Raw genomic sequence first — 14609 nt, 5'->3', positions numbered from 1 at the left:
CGTACGTAACTCCGGATGCGTCGACTTTCCCACTTCCATTTCACTCGCTCCGAGCCGGTGGCTCGCAGCGTCGGATTCTCCCGAAGAAGTCCCGATGGTCCGCCACCGACCGGTATATCGGTTCGCGGATCGCCTGTCGAACGCTCCCGGGCAGGAACTGGAATGCGGCCATCGGCAGGTGCTCCCACGAGTCCATCCGGGCGACGATCTCCTCGGCGGCCGCCCCGCAGGAGTACGTCTCGTCGCCGACGAACAGGTGCGCGCATGACTCGTAGTCCGGCGGGAGCCGCGCCAGCTGCTCGTCCGTGAGCTCGGAGAACCCGACGAGTACGAAGGGGCCGTGGGCCGCGGCGTACCGCGCGCTCCACGTGCAGAACCCGCAGTCGTCATCGTAGACGATAGTTGGCCAGGCGTTCATACGCGGACGTTGGTACCGCGCCGACATGAAGGGCGGTGGGGGCTCAGGTAAACCGGCCGGTCTCCGCACTACAGTCCACGCAGGAGCTGACGACCGCGTCGCGTTCGTCCGTGAGCGAGAGCGTCTGCTCCGTTCGCTCGCCACAGTCCTCGCAGTGCCGGACCATGGTGAGCTCGCCGGCCTCCTTCGGCGCGCCCATCGCGAGGACGACGGCGCGCTCGTCGCTCTCGTTGCTGCCGAGCTGCCACTCGCCGGGTGCGAACCGGACGACATCGCCCGACTCGACCGGTACGTCTCCCGACTCCGTCTCGAACGTGACGACGCCGGACTGGACGTAGAACACCTCTTCCTGGTCGCTGTGGCGGTGGTAGCCGAAGCCGAGGCTGTCGCCCGGCGCGAGTTCGTAGTAGTTGAGCGCGAAATCGGTCGCGCCGAGGGCGTCGGTCAGTGGCCGTTTCACGTCGGCGGGGCCCATCCGCCGTTTCGCGTCCGCGATGGTCACCTTCTCCATGAACGATGCGACGGCAGCGGGCGGCAAATAGCTGCAGGCTGCGGGAGCTTTAGGTGGGGACGGCGCGACCGAATGGCTATGAGTGGCCCGTTCGACGGCACGATTCGTGTCGCAGAGATCGTCGACGCCGAGCCGTTCCCCGAGGCGCGAAAGCCCGAGCTCGTGAAGCTCACGCTCGACGTGGGCGACGAGCAGCTCCGGTCGGCCGCCCAGCTCGGCTACCACCACGACGTGGCCGAACTCCCCGGTCGACAGGTGCTCTGTGCGACTGACCTCGGCACCGTGAACATCGCGGGTTACGTCTCCGAGGCGCTGACTGTCGGCGTCCCGGACGACGACGGCAACCCGGTGCTGGTCACACCGGACGAGGACGTGCCGCTGGGCGGCGAGCTGTACTGATCTCGTGATGGAGTCGGGTGGTTTTTCCCGGTCGGCCGCCGACCGACAGCTATGGCTATCGACCCGAACTTCGACCAGAACCGCGATGTCCTCGACGACCACGACGGACACGCCGTCTGGGGGCCCGTCGACGAACCGGACCAGCTCGGCATCCACGGCACGCACGTCGCCGTCGATTTCGATATCTGCCTCGCCGACGGCGCGTGTCTGGAGGACTGTCCCGTCGACGTGTTCGAGTGGGTGGACACGCCCGGCCACCCGGAGTCAGAGATCAAGGCGGACCCCGCCAGCGAGGCGCAGTGCATCGACTGCATGCTCTGTGTCGACGTCTGTCCGGTCGACGCCATCGACGTGGACGCGAGCCGGTCGGCCTGACGGCGTCGTCGAAGAGAGAACGCCCGCTACGTTCGGTCCACGTCGACTTCTTCCTTGAGCTGCTGGAGTTCGTCCGCCTCCGCGAGGTCGTCGAGACGGTCGCGGAAGTGCTCTTCGCACAGCCCGACCTTGATGCCCTGGGATTCGACCGCGAACGCGGCATCGAGGTCGCAGTAGTGGCACTTCATGGATCCATCTTGGCGGTGCAACGGTTTGAACGCTACGCTCGCGGGCGATGCCGACGGTGCCCCCGCCCGGGGCGGCACTGCGTGCCGATTCAGGTGAACTGTTCGGCGAGGCGGTCGTACTCCGCCTCGGCGAGCCCGGTGATGCCGAGGTCGTCGTCGTGGGCGTCGCTCCCGCCGGTGACGAGCAGGTCGTGCTCCTCGACGGCGCGCTCGACGAGTTCGGTATCGACGGCGTGCCCGTAGTCGTAGTACCGTTCGACGGCGGGGAGGTCGGCACAGAGTTCGAGCGCGGCCTCGGGGTCCGGGTAGCGGAACGGATGTGCGAGCGAGACCACCCCGCAGGCCGCCGAGAGCAGTTCGCGACCTTCCTCGAAGGTGGGCACGTCGCGCGGGACGAAGCAGGGGCCGTCGTCGCCGATGAGGTGCTCGAACACCGCGCCGTACTCGTAGTCCGTGTCGGGGTGGTCGGCGACGGCGCGGGCGATGTGTGGGCGGCCGAGCCCGGGGCGGCTCTCCAGCCCGAGGTCGACGTCGAGACGGTCCTCCACGTTGGCAATGATGGCCGCACCGCGCTGCTCGCGGTCGGTCTGGAGGTGGCCGACGAGCGCCTGCAGGTCGCCGTCGGCGTCGTCGACGCCGTAGCCGAGCAGGTCGACGCGCTGGTCGCCGGCTTCGACGCGGAGCTCGATGCCGTGGACGATGGTCACGCCGTCCCGCTCGACGACCGGCGCGTCGAGCGCCGGGTGGGTCCGGTCGTGGTCGGTGACGGCGACGACGGCGACGTCGGCGCGCTCGGCGGCCGCCGGCACCTCGTCGATGGTCATCGTCCCGTCGGAGTTCGTCGTGTGGACGTGGAGGTCCGCGTACACCATACCCGCCGTTCGACCGGCCGGGGGAAACGCGTTCCGACACGTCGGTTCGCTCACCTTAAGGTGTACAAGGAACCTGGGTCGGTCGAAGGTCGTTTATGGACAATGTTTATAATTATCTTTCACAGAGGACGTGGTATGTTCCGCAACGGAACGGACGAGCGAATCGAGAACCAGACCTACCCACTGACAGCCGACGAACTCGCCGCGGAGCTCGGCGACGCGCAGCTCGACCTGACTCACGGGTCACACACGGTAGCGGAGGTTCTCGAAGGGATCCGCTGTGAGGAGACGTTCCAGCGGCCGGAAGACGTCCGGTTCACCCTCGTCGGCGGCGTCTCGGAGGACGCCGTCGGCCGGAAGGGCTACTCCGACCGCGACCCGACGCCGCCGGGCAGCCCGGAGGCACCCGACACCGTCTCGTTCTGAGAATCGCACCCGGCCCCCTGTATCACCGTTTTCACGTCCGGTAGCCGCCGCTACAGCAGCGTCATCGCGCTGTCGAGATACAGCGGGACGTCGCCTTTCGTGTAGCCCTCCGCGAAGCCGTCGGGTCGCACCCGGTAGACGACGGCCGGCTTGTGCCGAACGTCCGGCTGCTCGCCCTTGACCGCCGCCCACTGCTCGTCAGTGAACCCCGAGCAGTCGACGAACAGCACGACGCCACCGCCGTGGTTCGCGAGCTGGCCGCTCGTCTTCACCTCCGCCGTGTCCCGCACCGCGACGACGGGGCTGTTCGTGCTCCGGCGGTCCGGCGGCCGCGGCCGCGTGACCTCGACTAGGTAGCTCGTGCCGTCGGGCTCTGTCGCCCGGTAGTCGAGGAAGTGACCCGTCGTCACTTCGATCTCGGGGGTGACGTCGTAGCCCGCGTCCGCCAGCAGCTTCGCGGCGACGAACTCCGAGATGGCCGCGCACATCCGCCAGTAGTCCATCGTCTCGCTCGTGCCCAGCTTACCCGCCATCTCCTCGCGGTCGTCGTCGAGGTAGCCCGGTGTGAGCACGGATTCGAGGTACGACAGCGCCTGGTCGGAGTCGGCGTCGGGGAAGCCACACGCGCGCTCGTGGAGGAACTCGCGGGTGGTCTCGCGGCCGTCCTTCGACATCAGCACGGTGAGGAAGTACCAGCGGACGTGCGGATAGTCGTCGAGCCACGGCGCCTCCACCGAGAGGTCCGCGATCAGCTCGCGCTGGGCCCACCGGGTAACCTCGTAGGGGACCGCCTCCCAGCCGTACTTGTCCGTCCGCCAGAGCGCACTCGGCGTCTCGGTGTTGCCGAGCCAGTACGCCACGTCGCCGTCGTAGCAGAACAGCGCCATATCGCCGTTGTCCATCTCGAAGCGCCACGCTTGCCAGCCGTTCGGCGGCTTGTAGTGCGGCGAGACGAGGTCTGCACCGAGGTTCGCGTCGAGGTCTGCCAGCAGGTCCCGGCGAACGCGGTCGTCGTCCCAGCGTTCGTGCGAGCGCCGGAAGCGGAGGGGTCGTGCCACACCGGGGATAGGTCGGCTTGATTTAAACGGGTTCGGGTGGCCGGCAGGACACCCGTCCCGCGAAGTTGGGTAAAAACACGGTTTCAACGAGGATCAGTTCTAATATCCCAGAAAGGGATAACCACATATGAAAGAACATGAAGCGATTGCCATACTGCTGGTCGTCGTATCGATAACCGGCTGTGTGGGTGGAATAACGGCGAATCAGGGTAACAGCACTGCAGTGTCAAACAACGAGACAGATATCAAATATCCTCGGGAGCCTGAATCGCTATCGAATGAGACGGTTAGAAGCTTTGTTCGTGAGTCTGAGAAAAGTTTAAGAACCGAAATTATACTTGACGGCTCACAAGGACAGGTACAAAACATTGAGATTAGCGTGAATAATATCACTATCACCGCCGATACGGGGCAAGGTGCCTTCGTACACGTCGAGTACATGGTTGGTGTCCGCGAGGCGGGCCCTTCGGGGGCCGTCACCGTCTCCGACACCCGCTACACCGCGAACTACTACGTCACGAACGAGACGGTCTGGCGGGCGACGACGACCGGAATCGTCCGACCTGGTCCGGACCCCCGGACGAACGGGACGACAGTTCCGACGGACGACTCCGTCCACCGCTCCGTCCTCTCCACGTGAGGCATGGTCGTGGCGGTTCCATTGCCGGATTCGACACCCACGGCTCACCTCGAACCACCCCTCTGCACCCGTTTCCGGCGATAGTTTGATAAGGAGTAACACCCAACATCTGGTTCGTATTGCCATGTCAATGGGTGCCTACGACGACGACGAGCACGAGCGGCGCGAGCAGCAGGCCAGTCGGGTCGATACCGACTTCGACGACGAGCGGACCATCCATCACGGGGAGGTCGAGTACGACTCGGGAGAGTCGACCGAGGACCTGCTCGAGCAGTTCGAGCAGATAAAGTCCGATTAGGCGTCGTTCTGCCGACGGATGCTCAGCCCCACCGAGAGCGACGTGGCCAGCGTGACCGCCACGACGTGGGCGACGACGACCGCCGAGAGCACCGGCCGGCCGATGATAAAGGGCACGAGCAGCAGCTGTGCGATAGCGAACCAGAGGTTCAGCAGGTCGGCCCGTGCGAACGCCCACGAGGTCTCGCGGTCGAACTCGTAGACGTACGACCGCCAGATAGCGACGACCCCCGCCCACCAGCCGGTGCCGATGCGGTAGGCAACGTCCCAGAGGATGAGCAACATCAGGTACACCGCGAGCACCGGCGGCTCCTGGCCGAACAGGCTCTCGATGAGCGGGTCCGTCGAGCGCGCCGGGTCGACGACGAACAGGTGGGTGACGACCGCGACGAACGCGAGTACGCCGAGGACGACCTCGACGCTCGACCCGAACAGGAGCCGCTGGTAGCCGTCGGGCGTCGGGAGCCGCCGGATGGAGTCACCGAGACGGAGCATCAGCGCGCTGCCGACGGCGGCGACCGCGACGGCAGCCGTCCCCGCCGGTACCGCCGACCAGAGGTCGTAGTACCACGCCAGCACCAGCAGTGCGGCCTCGAATCCGAGCAGCTGGATGGTGATCGCCGTACGTTCGGAGATCTCGATGCCCGGGAGCGCACCGACGATGCTCTCGTACACCCACGTCTCCCCGAACTGCTCCCTCGGCTCGTGGGGCGACTCCGTGGGCGTGCCTGCCGTCGCCGCGTCGCTGCTCGGCTGGTCGGCCGACCCGTCGCTCATTTCGCCCCCTCCACGGGGACCGGTTCCGGTGCGTCGTCGTCGTTCGCCAGCGCTCGGCGGACCGCGACCTCGAACGGCGTCAGCTCGACGTCGACGAGGTCCATGATGCTGTCGTCGGTGGCGACGACCGGGTTCCGGAGCCCGGCGATGAGCGGCCGTGCGACTCCCTTCGGAACGCTGGTGACGAGGCCGACCCAGTACGCCGACAGCTCCGGCGAGAGGACCGGTACGGGGAGGACACGGAGCCGCTGCCCGGTCAGCCGTGCCGTCGTCTCCAGCATCTCGCGGTAGCTGAGCACGTCCGGGCCACCGATTTCGAACGTCCGGTCGGCCGTCTCCGGCACGTCCAGCACGCCGACGAGGTAGGCGACCACGTCGTCGATGGCGATGGGCTGACACGGCGTCGACACCCACTTCGGCGTCACCATCACGGGGAGCTGCTTGACGAGCTGGTAGACCATCCGGAAACTGGCGCTGCCCGCACCGACGATGATCGCCGCGCGGAGCGTCGTCAGCTCGAACTCGCCCTCTTCGAGCAGGTGTTCGACCTCGCGGCGCGAGCGCAGGTGCTCGGAGAGCCGGTCACGTTCCTCACCGAGGCCCCCGAGGTAGACGACCCGGTCGACGCCGGCGTCGTCGGCCGCGTCGACGAAGTTCCGGGCCGCACGGCGGTCGCGGTCCTCGAAGTCCCCGCCGGACTGCATCGAGTGGACGAGGTAGTACGCCGCGTCGACGCCCTCGAACGCGGGGGAGAGCGTCTCGGGGTCGAGCAGGTCGCCGCCGACCACGGTCACGCCGTCTGGGGCGTCGTACCGGTCGGGGTCACGGACGAGCGCGACCACGTCGTGGCCAGCGTCCCGCAACGGGGGAACGAGATGGCCGCCGACGAAGCCGGTCGCACCGGTGACGAGCACGCGCATACCGTCACGAAAGGGTGGCTCCTGCATAAAGCGTCACCCCGACTCGTTCCCGCCCTGGGTCACTCGACGGCGTCCCACCCCGGTGTTCCGGGTGCGCCGGCCTCGTCCTCGACACGCTCGACGACCGAGGCGGCCGGTGCAGTCTCCCCGTCGCCGGTCGCCCAGGCGGTCCAGTCCTCGACCGCACTCGTGACCCAGGACTCGGTGGACAGCACTGTCTCGCGATACGTCTCGTAGTGACTCTCGCTGTGCTCGGTCGTTCCGGGGGCCGACGCGGCCGCCCAGCCGACGAACTCGGCGCGGTCCGCCCGCGTCAGCGTCCCTGCGGCCGCCCGGCTCGCGATGCCCGTCAGTTCGCCCGGCTCCGGATGGACGAACACCTTCTCGCCGAGTGCCTGTGGCCCGAGCAGGAGGCCACCCACCGACTCGGGGGGCTCGTCGTCGACCAGCCGGTCGTCGCCGAACGCCTCCTCGACGCGCTCGCACTCTGTCTCGCGCTCCAGCAGGAGGTTGTGTCCCGGGTAGTCGGCACACTCCGACGGGTACTGGTCGTCGCCGTGGATACGACACTGGAGCGTCTGCGGGTCGAGGAACACGCAGCTCCGGAGCCAGCGAGTCTCGTCCGTGCCTACCGGCGCGACCGGCTTCGGCGTCTTCCGCAAGCCGACGAAAAAGGCCGGCTGTCCGCCGATGGCCGCCACCCGGTGGCCGTCGACGACGACGGCGTCGTCCGCGTCCGGGGGCGCGGTCCAGAGCCGGGGGACCAGCGCGTCGCCCACCCCGTCGTCACAGAAGCGCCGAACCTCCGCCCGGGTCAGCGGCACGAGGTTGTAGACGTCGTCGAGGGGCTCGTGCGGCCCACGGCGCTCGTGGTCGCTCGGGCGGTCCGCGAGGGGCCGCCAGTCGACACAACAGCCCGCACAGCCCTCGCAGTCGACCTCCATGCGTGGCGGGTTCGTGCGCCAGCGGCAAATCGATACCCCCGACAGTCGCCGGGCTCGATAGTGCGCTATAGCACACCCAAACCTATTCCATAGATGAGCGTGAAGGGCGTTCACATGGTAATGGGCAGAAACGGTGGTGTCCGGGCGGTCGCGAACCGCGAGGTGGTCGCGGCCTTCGCACTCCTGGCATCGCTGGTCGTACTCGGACGGCTCACGACACTCGGGCCGCTCGAGACACCGGGCACACTGCTGGTCGAGGGGTACGAACTGGTCGAAGGGTTCCTGACGAACGTGGTGGCTGTCACCGCGCCGACCGTCGTGCTGTTTCTGGTGTACCTCTACGTCCTCGCGGTCGGCGTCGCCTGGGTGGTCCGCAGCACGGGAAAGAGCTAACGCCGTCCGGCCCCCAGGGTGGAGCGTGAGCACGGACCCTTGCGACGCCTGTGGTACTCCGGTGAAAATCCGCGGCGGTATCGGCGACTTCTGGTCGTTCTTCGGCGGCAGCGACGACGCCGAAGGGATGCTGTTGACGTTCGACAGCGACGACTCCGAGCACCTGCTCTGCTACGACTGCATCGAGAAACTTCCGGACGAGCCGACCGCGGCCGACGTGTCAGCTCTGGAGTAGTCAGCTCTCGTCGCGCGACTCGACGGGTTTGCCTCCCTCGGTCGGCGGGGCGACGTGGTCGACGAACGCCTCGACGGACGGCTCCGTGACCCGCATCCGGACGTGGATGTCGCCCAGCTCGTCGGGGTTGCCGACCGAGAAGTTGACCACGCCCTGGAACGCCGCCTGCTTCTTCAGGTCGAACTCGACGACGTTCCCGTCCCGGTGCTCGAAGAACTGTCCCCGGGCCGTGTCGAGGATGGCCTGCTCGTGCAGCAGTTCGGAGAAGTGGTCGACCTGGTGGGTCGTCGCGAGCAGCTCCCCCGGATGCTCCTCGACTTCGGCCTCCGGGAAGATGTTCCGGATGGCGTCGGCGACACGGTCCGTCACCTCCGTGTCCGTCACCGGCGCGGTGACCTGTACCTCGACGCTGTAGATCATCCGCGTACCTCCGAGACGGCCGCCGGTCCCTCGGCGAGCAGCGCCTCGATCTGCTCGCGGAACGCCGCCAGCGTGTCGGTGTTGTCGATGACGAGGTCGGCCCGTTCCATCGCGTCGTCCATGCCGAAGCCGCGCTCGCGTTCGTCGCGCTCCCGCAGGCTCTCGCCGTCTCCGTCGGTCCGGTCCCGGCCGCGCTCGGCCAGTCGGTCCTTCCGGACCTCGAAGGGTGCCTCGATGCTCACGAGTACGAAGTCGTCACCGAACGCGGCCTCGAACCTGTCGAGTTCGACGCCCGAGCGCAGGCCATCCACGAGCACGGTGTCGTGGTCCGCGAGGTGGTCGCGGATCATGGGTAGCGACCGCTGGGCGATGGCGTCGGGGCCGTTCTCCTCGCGCAGCGCCTGTGCGATGCGGCCGTGGTGCTCGGCCGGGTCGAGCCCGCGGTCGCGACACTCCTGCCGGATGACGTCGCCCATCGTCACGACGGGGATGTCGTGCTCGCGGGCCACGTTCGCCGCCTCGCCCTTGCCGCTCCCGGGGAGGCCGACTGTTCCGATGACGGTCATCGGCCGGAACTTGTCGTGACGGCGGCTTAACCCCACCGCTCTCCGCGCCAACCCTTTTCGCCGGTCGGTGCGTCGGTTCAGGTATGGCCCGCTCCCTCTTCGCCCGTGCCGTGTGGTTCCTGCTCGTCGGCTGGTGGCTCACGTTCCTCGCCATCAACGTCGCGTGGTTCCTGAACGTCACCGTCGTCGGCCTCCCCGTCGGCATCAAGATAATCAACCGCGTTCCGACGCTGCTGACGCTGAAGGAGCGCCGCGACCCCATCGACGCCGACACCGGCCGCAGCCAGCACTCGCTGCTCGTCCGGGCGGGCTACTTCCTGCTCGTCGGCTGGTGGCTCAGCTTCCTCTGGGCGAACCTCGCGTGGGCGCTCGCGGCGTCCATCGTGGGGCTTCCGGTCGCCGTCGTGATGTTCAACTACCTGCCGTATCTGACCTCGCTCTACCGGTTCGACGGCTGAGCGACGACGAGCGAGCCCGTCGCGAACCGCTCGAAGCCCAGGCCCTCGGCGAGCGCGACGGACCACGGCCACGCGTCGAGGGTGCGGTACTGCGGCCACAGCCCGGCGTCGAGCGCCCGCTCCGTCGCCCGCGAGACCACCGTCCGGCCGAGGCCACGCGAGCGGTAGTCGGGATGGGTGACGACGCTGATGTGCGCGATTCGCTCGTCCCACACCTCGTAGCCCGCCGCCGCGACGAGCCGACCGTCTGCCTCGATACCGACCGTCTCGCCGGGTTCGAACGCGGGACCGCCTGCGTCCCACTCGTCGGCCGGCACCGCCCGCTGGAACCGCCCGTACGCTCCCTCGTCGGTGGCTGTCAGGACTCGCGCCGGCGACTCGACGGGCGCGACGCTCTCGGCGTCCGTGTAGCCGTAGAACGCCGGGCCGAGCACCGTCTCGACCGGGACGATACGGTCTGTAACCCACCGCCCGAGTGCTGCCGGGTCGTCGACCGTTACCGACACCAGTTCGTCGGCGTGCGCCCGACACTCCGCGACGAGCGTCGACGGCGCACCGACGGCGACGGTCCCCTCCCGTACGAAAATCTGTACATTGTCGTCGTGTGCCGTCTCGCCGACGACCACGCCGTCCTGCTCGAACGCGTCGGCTGGAACGCCGAGCTGCGCCGCCCAGTACGTTTCGAGCGCCCGTTCCGTCGCCGGCTGCATGGTCCTGTCGACGTACGCCCCCATGATAACGCTTCGACCGGTGTGTGAACTCGTCGCACCAGCCGCGTCGGTCGAATCCCGACCGTTTTTCTACGATGGCGACATAGCCGGAATCGAGGGCACGTAGCTCAGCCTGGATAGAGCGTCGGACTTCTATCCGCACGCACCTCTGGTGGTGTGGGAAGACATCCGATGGTCGTGGGTTCAAATCCCATCGTGCTCGTTCGCTTCTCTCACTCGCACGATGTAGTCCCACTCGCTCGCGGGACTCCCATCGTGCTCGTCTGTCGTCACGAACTGGTGAGTGACGACGACGAGCAAACGTGGGATTTGAATCGGGGAGCGGAACGCAGTGGGGCGACCGTGGTTCAAATCGTGCCTGCTCCTGTGTCAACACCCGGACACTTGCCACGTCATGGTTGCTTATGTGCGATAGAGAGACGCTAGGCTGCTAGCCTCGCTATTGATTTATGTCGACACAGTACGAGGGAGTGCGTCGTCGGGGATGTTCCCGGCGGCCCGGCCGGCCGGGTAACACTGACCGGAACCGTCGGTCCCCACAGGGGGACGGGACCGACGCGTGCGGTGGGTCGCCGCGGAGTGTGATCCGGCGATGCGGAGGGGGGTCCAGTACCGTCCGGGCGGGTCGGCCAGTGTGCGGACTACTCGGGCGTCGTAGTCGTTCGTTCCGTCGTCCTGACCCGGACGAAGCCGTACAGGGTACAGGCCGCCGCCACGAGGAGGCCAACCGCGTGGACGGCGGGGTGGACGCCGAGGGAGAGCAGCCCGAGACCGTTCTCGAACGCGACCATCGTGACGACGAACAGTGCGCTCCCGGCCTGGAAGACGGCGAGGGCGCGCCGTCGCTCCGGGGAGACGCCCCGTCGCTGGCGGACCAGCTCCGAGCGGACGAGGACCAGGACACTCGCGACCACGAGGCCACCGACGAGTAGCCAGTCCGTGAGCACCGACATTGTATCACAGGAGCGTTCGCCGACAGAAAAGCGTTGGCTCCCCGACCACTCCCCGGGGCAGTATGGGGGTTTTAGTCGACGCCAGCCGAGACTGCAGTATGGAGTACTTCGAGGACATCGCGGTCGGCGACACCGACGAGTACGGCAGCTACACGGTCGAAGCCGAGGAGATCATGGAGTTCGCAGGGCAGTACGACCCGCAGCCGTTCCACACTGACGAGGAGGCCGCTACGGAGAGCCTCTTCGGTGGGCTGGTGGCGAGTGGCTGGCACACCAGCGCCATCACGATGCGGCTGCTGGTCACGGGTATCTTCCCCGATACCTCGGCGATGGGCGCGGTCGGGGTCGACGAGCTGCGCTGGCCGAACCCGGTTCGGCCGGGGGACGAGCTCCACGTCGAGACGGAGGTGCTGGAGACCGAAGCGGACTACCGGCCCGGCGTCGGCCTCGTCCGGAGCCGCGTGGAGACGTTCGATGCCGGGGGCGAGCTGAAACAGCACTTCGTGAGTCGAGCGCTGTACGGGCAGCGGTGAGGTCTGACCGGCGATAGTTCGGAGAACCGACTACTCTGCAGCGGCGTCACGCCGACCCGACACCCGAGGCATCTAGTGCCCGGTCGCCGGCCGACCGGACAGCATCTGCGAGACTATCGGTGATACTGCGCCGTTGAACTTTCTCCGGGCGCTGAAACGGAAGCTGGCGAACCACGTCGTCGTCGGTATTCAGCCCATACTGGCAGCCACGGACGTGGCTCTATGGCAATAACTATCGGCTATCTTTATATATGCTAGCTGAGAACAACGGCAGGTGTGGGGGAGTCTACTGCCCCACGCAGGAGGACAATTACATGACGGAAGTGACAACAATCGCCACGGGAATCGACGCCGCCATCGGCTGTGACTACCGACGGAGCGAACGCGCGCTGTACTTCGTCGAGTACGGCGGTAGCATCGCACGCTACGACCTCGTCCGGGACACCGTCGGGACCGTCTCGACGGGGACGGACACCATCGTGGGAACGTACCAGTACGACCTCGATACCGGCCAGCAGGGGGCCGCCGGCGACGACGACGTATGGTGGGAGATCATCACCGACGGCGAGCGCAAACTGGTCTCGCTGGAGGACGCCGCTATCGCGTACCTCGGGGACGTCGACTACGACGGCATCTCGTCGGCCGAGGTGCAGGACCTCGACTACGACCGGTCGCAGGACCTGAGCGGCAGCGACACCGACAACGAGCTGTTCGAGGGTGCGGTGTTCGCGGTCCGGACGAACGACGACAACTACGCGAAGGTCGAGGTGCTCGACCACGGAGACGACCTGCAGGTCCGGTACCGGACCTACGAGCTGCAGGACGCGTATCAGGAGCTCGGAACGGGCTACGACCGCCCGGAGGATATCGTGCTCGGGAGTGACGGCAACCACGCTTACGTCACCGAACGCGGCGGCGACGTCCTCCGCGTCGACCTGGACGACGCCGACCGGAGCCAGGCGACCGTGCTCGCGAGCGGGCTCACGAGACCACACCAGCTCGCGCTCGACGATGACCACAACCAGGCGTACGTCGTGGAGCACGACGACGACGGCCGGCTGCTCCGCATCGACCTCACCTCCGGCGCCGTCGACGAACGCTACAGTGGGCTCGACGGCGCTGTCGGCCTGCTCGTCGACGACGACCGCCAGTTCGCCTACGTCACCGAACAGCGCGACGGTGGCGCGAGCGGCGTCCTCACTCGTATCGAGCTCGCGACCGGTGCGAACGAGATGTTGGTCGGGAACCTGACCGCTCCGTTCATGCTCTCGTGGGGGAGCCCGACGGAGGACCGCGTCGTGTTTACCGAACGCGACCCCGAGAACGCCGTCTCCATGGTCGACCTCACGACGCTCGACGTGGACACGCTCGTCGACGACGTGCCGTTCCGGCCGTCGAGCGTCGCGCTCGTCAGCGAGGACGACCTCCTCGTCTGCAGTGACGACGTGCTCGCGGCCGTCGACCTCGCCGCCGACCTCTACCCGGCGGACGCGCCGCTGTTCATGGGTATCGGCCACGTGCCAGTCACCGACATCTCCGCGGACGGCTACGCCACCACGCAGGGGCCGGGCTACCCGCTCCAGACGAAGAACGCGCCGTTCGGCGGGCGGCTCCCCATCATGCTCAACCACGAACGCGCTTACCACGACGAGGGGGCGCGCTACTACCGCCTGCTGGTCGACGGCGACGAGCCACGCCAGAGCTGGCGTCAGCTCAAGTGGACGACCAGCACGAACCGGTTCGAGCCGACGGCCGTCTCCGCGTCAAGCGGCGGGTACTACCGAATCCACCGCCCCGGCGAGATCTGGTACAACAGCCGGCTGGGCTACAAGCTCGGCACTGGCTGGCTCACCAACGGCGAACACACTATCACGGTGAAGTTCTACAGCGACCGGGACCGCAGCACACTCGTCGACCAGGAGCACGTCGACGTCCACATCGACAACCAGCATCCGCGCGCCGAGATCGGGACCATCTACCACAAGCTCCCGTCCGGTTCGGCGTCCACGGAGGAGGAGATCGGGGCCTGTGGCATCGTCGACGGCGGCACCGACGAGTTCCAGCTCGGGCTCACCGCCCACGACCCCGAGGGCCACCTCCGGAGCTGGTCGCTACGGACGCTCTGGGGGGACAACGAGAGCGCCTCCATCGCGAGCGACAGCTACGACGACCACGACTCGTCGGTCAGCTGGGCCGGCATCCAGGACAGCCGCGAGCCGTCGGGTTGGTGGTCGGTGTACGCGCTCGAGTCTGACTCCGCCCGCCAGTGTGCCCACACGTTCTACCTCGACGTGTGGGGGCGGACAGTGAACGGCTACCACCACGTCCACCACTCGCGCTACCACAAGTCGATCACCATGCTGCTGCCCGACCCGAGTTCCTGAACCGCCGCCGCCCTGCTTCGTGAAGGGGGCTCGGATGTCAGAGCCGCCCTGCGAGCGACGGTCGAGCATCGCCCGGGCTTCCGAACAGTGATTGTCGAAATCGGCTGCTTA

At 67.3% G+C, this 14609-nt stretch carries 22 protein-coding genes and 1 tRNA gene; 11 read left to right on the top strand and 12 right to left on the bottom strand.

The window, feature by feature from the left end:
- Positions 1–40: 40 nt before the first annotated feature.
- Together NO978_RS09265 and NO978_RS09260 are read right to left on the bottom strand one after the other, a co-directional pair.
- Positions 41–418: a thiol-disulfide oxidoreductase DCC family protein gene (locus tag NO978_RS09265; RefSeq protein ID WP_257299306.1), complete on the bottom strand. Its 378-nt coding sequence runs from the start codon at positions 416–418 to the stop codon at positions 41–43.
- A 43-nt stretch (positions 419–461) separates the two neighbouring features.
- Complete coding sequence (locus NO978_RS09260) at positions 462–929, bottom strand: cupin domain-containing protein (RefSeq protein WP_257299305.1); 468 nt, start codon at positions 927–929, stop codon at positions 462–464.
- A gap of 78 nt (positions 930–1007) precedes the next feature.
- On the opposite strand from NO978_RS09260, the gene NO978_RS09255 reads away from it, so the two are divergent.
- Both NO978_RS09255 and NO978_RS09250 read left to right on the top strand, forming a co-directional pair.
- Positions 1008–1328 carry a tRNA-binding protein gene (locus NO978_RS09255; RefSeq protein WP_257299304.1) on the top strand — a complete coding sequence of 107 codons (321 nt, stop codon included), beginning with the start codon at positions 1008–1010 and terminating at the stop codon, positions 1326–1328.
- Between the two features lie 51 nt (positions 1329–1379).
- Positions 1380–1703 carry a ferredoxin family protein gene (locus tag NO978_RS09250; protein ID WP_257299303.1) on the top strand — a complete coding sequence of 108 codons (324 nt, stop codon included), beginning with the start codon at positions 1380–1382 and terminating at the stop codon, positions 1701–1703.
- Between the two features lie 26 nt (positions 1704–1729).
- Here the strand turns inward: NO978_RS09250 and NO978_RS09245 are convergent, their stop codons facing one another.
- Positions 1730–1891 (bottom strand): DUF6757 family protein, encoded by a 162-nt coding sequence (locus tag NO978_RS09245; RefSeq protein ID WP_175526332.1) that lies wholly within the window; start codon positions 1889–1891, stop codon positions 1730–1732.
- A gap of 89 nt (positions 1892–1980) precedes the next feature.
- The gene (locus tag NO978_RS09240) at positions 1981–2763 is read right to left on the bottom strand and encodes a PHP domain-containing protein (RefSeq protein WP_257299302.1); all 783 of its coding nucleotides are present in this window, start codon (positions 2761–2763) and stop codon (positions 1981–1983) included.
- Positions 2764–2898: 135 nt separating this feature from the next.
- Here NO978_RS09240 and NO978_RS09235 point away from each other — a divergent pair, with 135 nt between their 5' ends.
- Complete coding sequence (locus NO978_RS09235) at positions 2899–3189, top strand: DUF2795 domain-containing protein (RefSeq protein WP_257299301.1); 291 nt, start codon at positions 2899–2901, stop codon at positions 3187–3189.
- Between the two features lie 50 nt (positions 3190–3239).
- Here NO978_RS09235 and NO978_RS09230 read toward each other — a convergent pair whose 3' ends face one another.
- Complete coding sequence (locus NO978_RS09230; protein WP_257299300.1) at positions 3240–4247, bottom strand: DUF5784 family protein; 1008 nt, start codon at positions 4245–4247, stop codon at positions 3240–3242.
- 379 nt (positions 4248–4626) lie between these two features.
- Between NO978_RS09230 and NO978_RS09225 the strand changes: the two genes are divergently transcribed.
- Positions 4627–4887: a hypothetical protein gene (locus tag NO978_RS09225; protein ID WP_257299299.1), complete on the top strand. Its 261-nt coding sequence runs from the start codon at positions 4627–4629 to the stop codon at positions 4885–4887.
- Between the two features lie 124 nt (positions 4888–5011).
- Positions 5012–5185: a DUF5786 family protein gene (locus tag NO978_RS09220; protein WP_175526333.1), complete on the top strand. Its 174-nt coding sequence runs from the start codon at positions 5012–5014 to the stop codon at positions 5183–5185.
- On the opposite strand, the gene NO978_RS09215 is transcribed toward NO978_RS09220, so the two are convergent.
- Genes NO978_RS09215 through NO978_RS09205 form a run of 3 tightly spaced genes read right to left on the bottom strand, consistent with a single transcriptional unit; the run spans position 5182 to position 7825 of the window.
- The gene (locus NO978_RS09215; protein ID WP_257299298.1) at positions 5182–5961 is read right to left on the bottom strand and encodes a hypothetical protein; all 780 of its coding nucleotides are present in this window, start codon (positions 5959–5961) and stop codon (positions 5182–5184) included. The genes NO978_RS09220 and NO978_RS09215 overlap by 4 nt on opposite strands.
- Positions 5958–6881 carry an NAD(P)H-binding protein gene (locus tag NO978_RS09210; protein WP_257299297.1) on the bottom strand — a complete coding sequence of 308 codons (924 nt, stop codon included), beginning with the start codon at positions 6879–6881 and terminating at the stop codon, positions 5958–5960. The genes NO978_RS09215 and NO978_RS09210 overlap by 4 nt, the downstream gene beginning before the upstream one ends.
- A gap of 59 nt (positions 6882–6940) precedes the next feature.
- Complete coding sequence (locus tag NO978_RS09205) at positions 6941–7825, bottom strand: YkgJ family cysteine cluster protein (protein WP_257299296.1); 885 nt, start codon at positions 7823–7825, stop codon at positions 6941–6943.
- A 114-nt stretch (positions 7826–7939) separates the two neighbouring features.
- Between NO978_RS09205 and NO978_RS09200 the strand changes: the two genes are divergently transcribed.
- The gene (locus NO978_RS09200) at positions 7940–8218 is read left to right on the top strand and encodes a hypothetical protein (protein ID WP_257299295.1); all 279 of its coding nucleotides are present in this window, start codon (positions 7940–7942) and stop codon (positions 8216–8218) included.
- A gap of 25 nt (positions 8219–8243) precedes the next feature.
- A complete protein-coding gene (locus NO978_RS09195; protein ID WP_257299294.1) occupies positions 8244–8453 on the top strand; it encodes a hypothetical protein in 210 nt (69 codons plus the stop codon).
- Here NO978_RS09195 and NO978_RS09190 read toward each other — a convergent pair whose 3' ends face one another.
- Positions 8454–8873 carry an RNA-binding domain-containing protein gene (locus NO978_RS09190; protein ID WP_257299293.1) on the bottom strand — a complete coding sequence of 140 codons (420 nt, stop codon included), beginning with the start codon at positions 8871–8873 and terminating at the stop codon, positions 8454–8456.
- A complete protein-coding gene (locus NO978_RS09185; protein ID WP_257299292.1) occupies positions 8870–9439 on the bottom strand; it encodes an AAA family ATPase in 570 nt (189 codons plus the stop codon). The genes NO978_RS09190 and NO978_RS09185 overlap by 4 nt, the downstream gene beginning before the upstream one ends.
- Before the next feature lie 83 nt (positions 9440–9522).
- Here NO978_RS09185 and NO978_RS09180 point away from each other — a divergent pair, with 83 nt between their 5' ends.
- Positions 9523–9897 (top strand): YccF domain-containing protein, encoded by a 375-nt coding sequence (locus tag NO978_RS09180; RefSeq protein ID WP_257299291.1) that lies wholly within the window; start codon positions 9523–9525, stop codon positions 9895–9897.
- Here the strand turns inward: NO978_RS09180 and NO978_RS09175 are convergent.
- Positions 9879–10607, bottom strand: a complete 729-nt coding sequence (locus tag NO978_RS09175; protein WP_257299290.1) for a GNAT family N-acetyltransferase — start codon at positions 10605–10607, stop codon at positions 9879–9881. The two genes, NO978_RS09180 and NO978_RS09175, sit on opposite strands and share 19 nt — an antisense overlap.
- A gap of 117 nt (positions 10608–10724) precedes the next feature.
- Here NO978_RS09175 and NO978_RS09170 point away from each other — a divergent pair.
- Positions 10725–10830 (top strand) — tRNA-Arg (locus NO978_RS09170).
- A 439-nt stretch (positions 10831–11269) separates the two neighbouring features.
- Here the strand turns inward: NO978_RS09170 and NO978_RS09165 are convergent.
- Positions 11270–11581: a hypothetical protein gene (locus NO978_RS09165; protein WP_257299289.1), complete on the bottom strand. Its 312-nt coding sequence runs from the start codon at positions 11579–11581 to the stop codon at positions 11270–11272.
- Positions 11582–11679: 98 nt separating this feature from the next.
- Between NO978_RS09165 and NO978_RS09160 the strand changes: the two genes are divergently transcribed.
- Complete coding sequence (locus tag NO978_RS09160; protein WP_257299288.1) at positions 11680–12114, top strand: MaoC family dehydratase; 435 nt, start codon at positions 11680–11682, stop codon at positions 12112–12114.
- Positions 12115–12428: 314 nt separating this feature from the next.
- Complete coding sequence (locus NO978_RS09155) at positions 12429–14498, top strand: YncE family protein (protein WP_257299287.1); 2070 nt, start codon at positions 12429–12431, stop codon at positions 14496–14498.
- Positions 14499–14609 lie beyond the last annotated feature (111 nt).

This window comes from Haloarchaeobius sp. FL176 (assembly GCF_024609245.1).
Taxonomy (GTDB): Archaea; Halobacteriota; Halobacteria; order Halobacteriales; family Natrialbaceae; genus Haloarchaeobius.
This window is presented reverse-complemented; position numbering and strand designations above follow the sequence as displayed.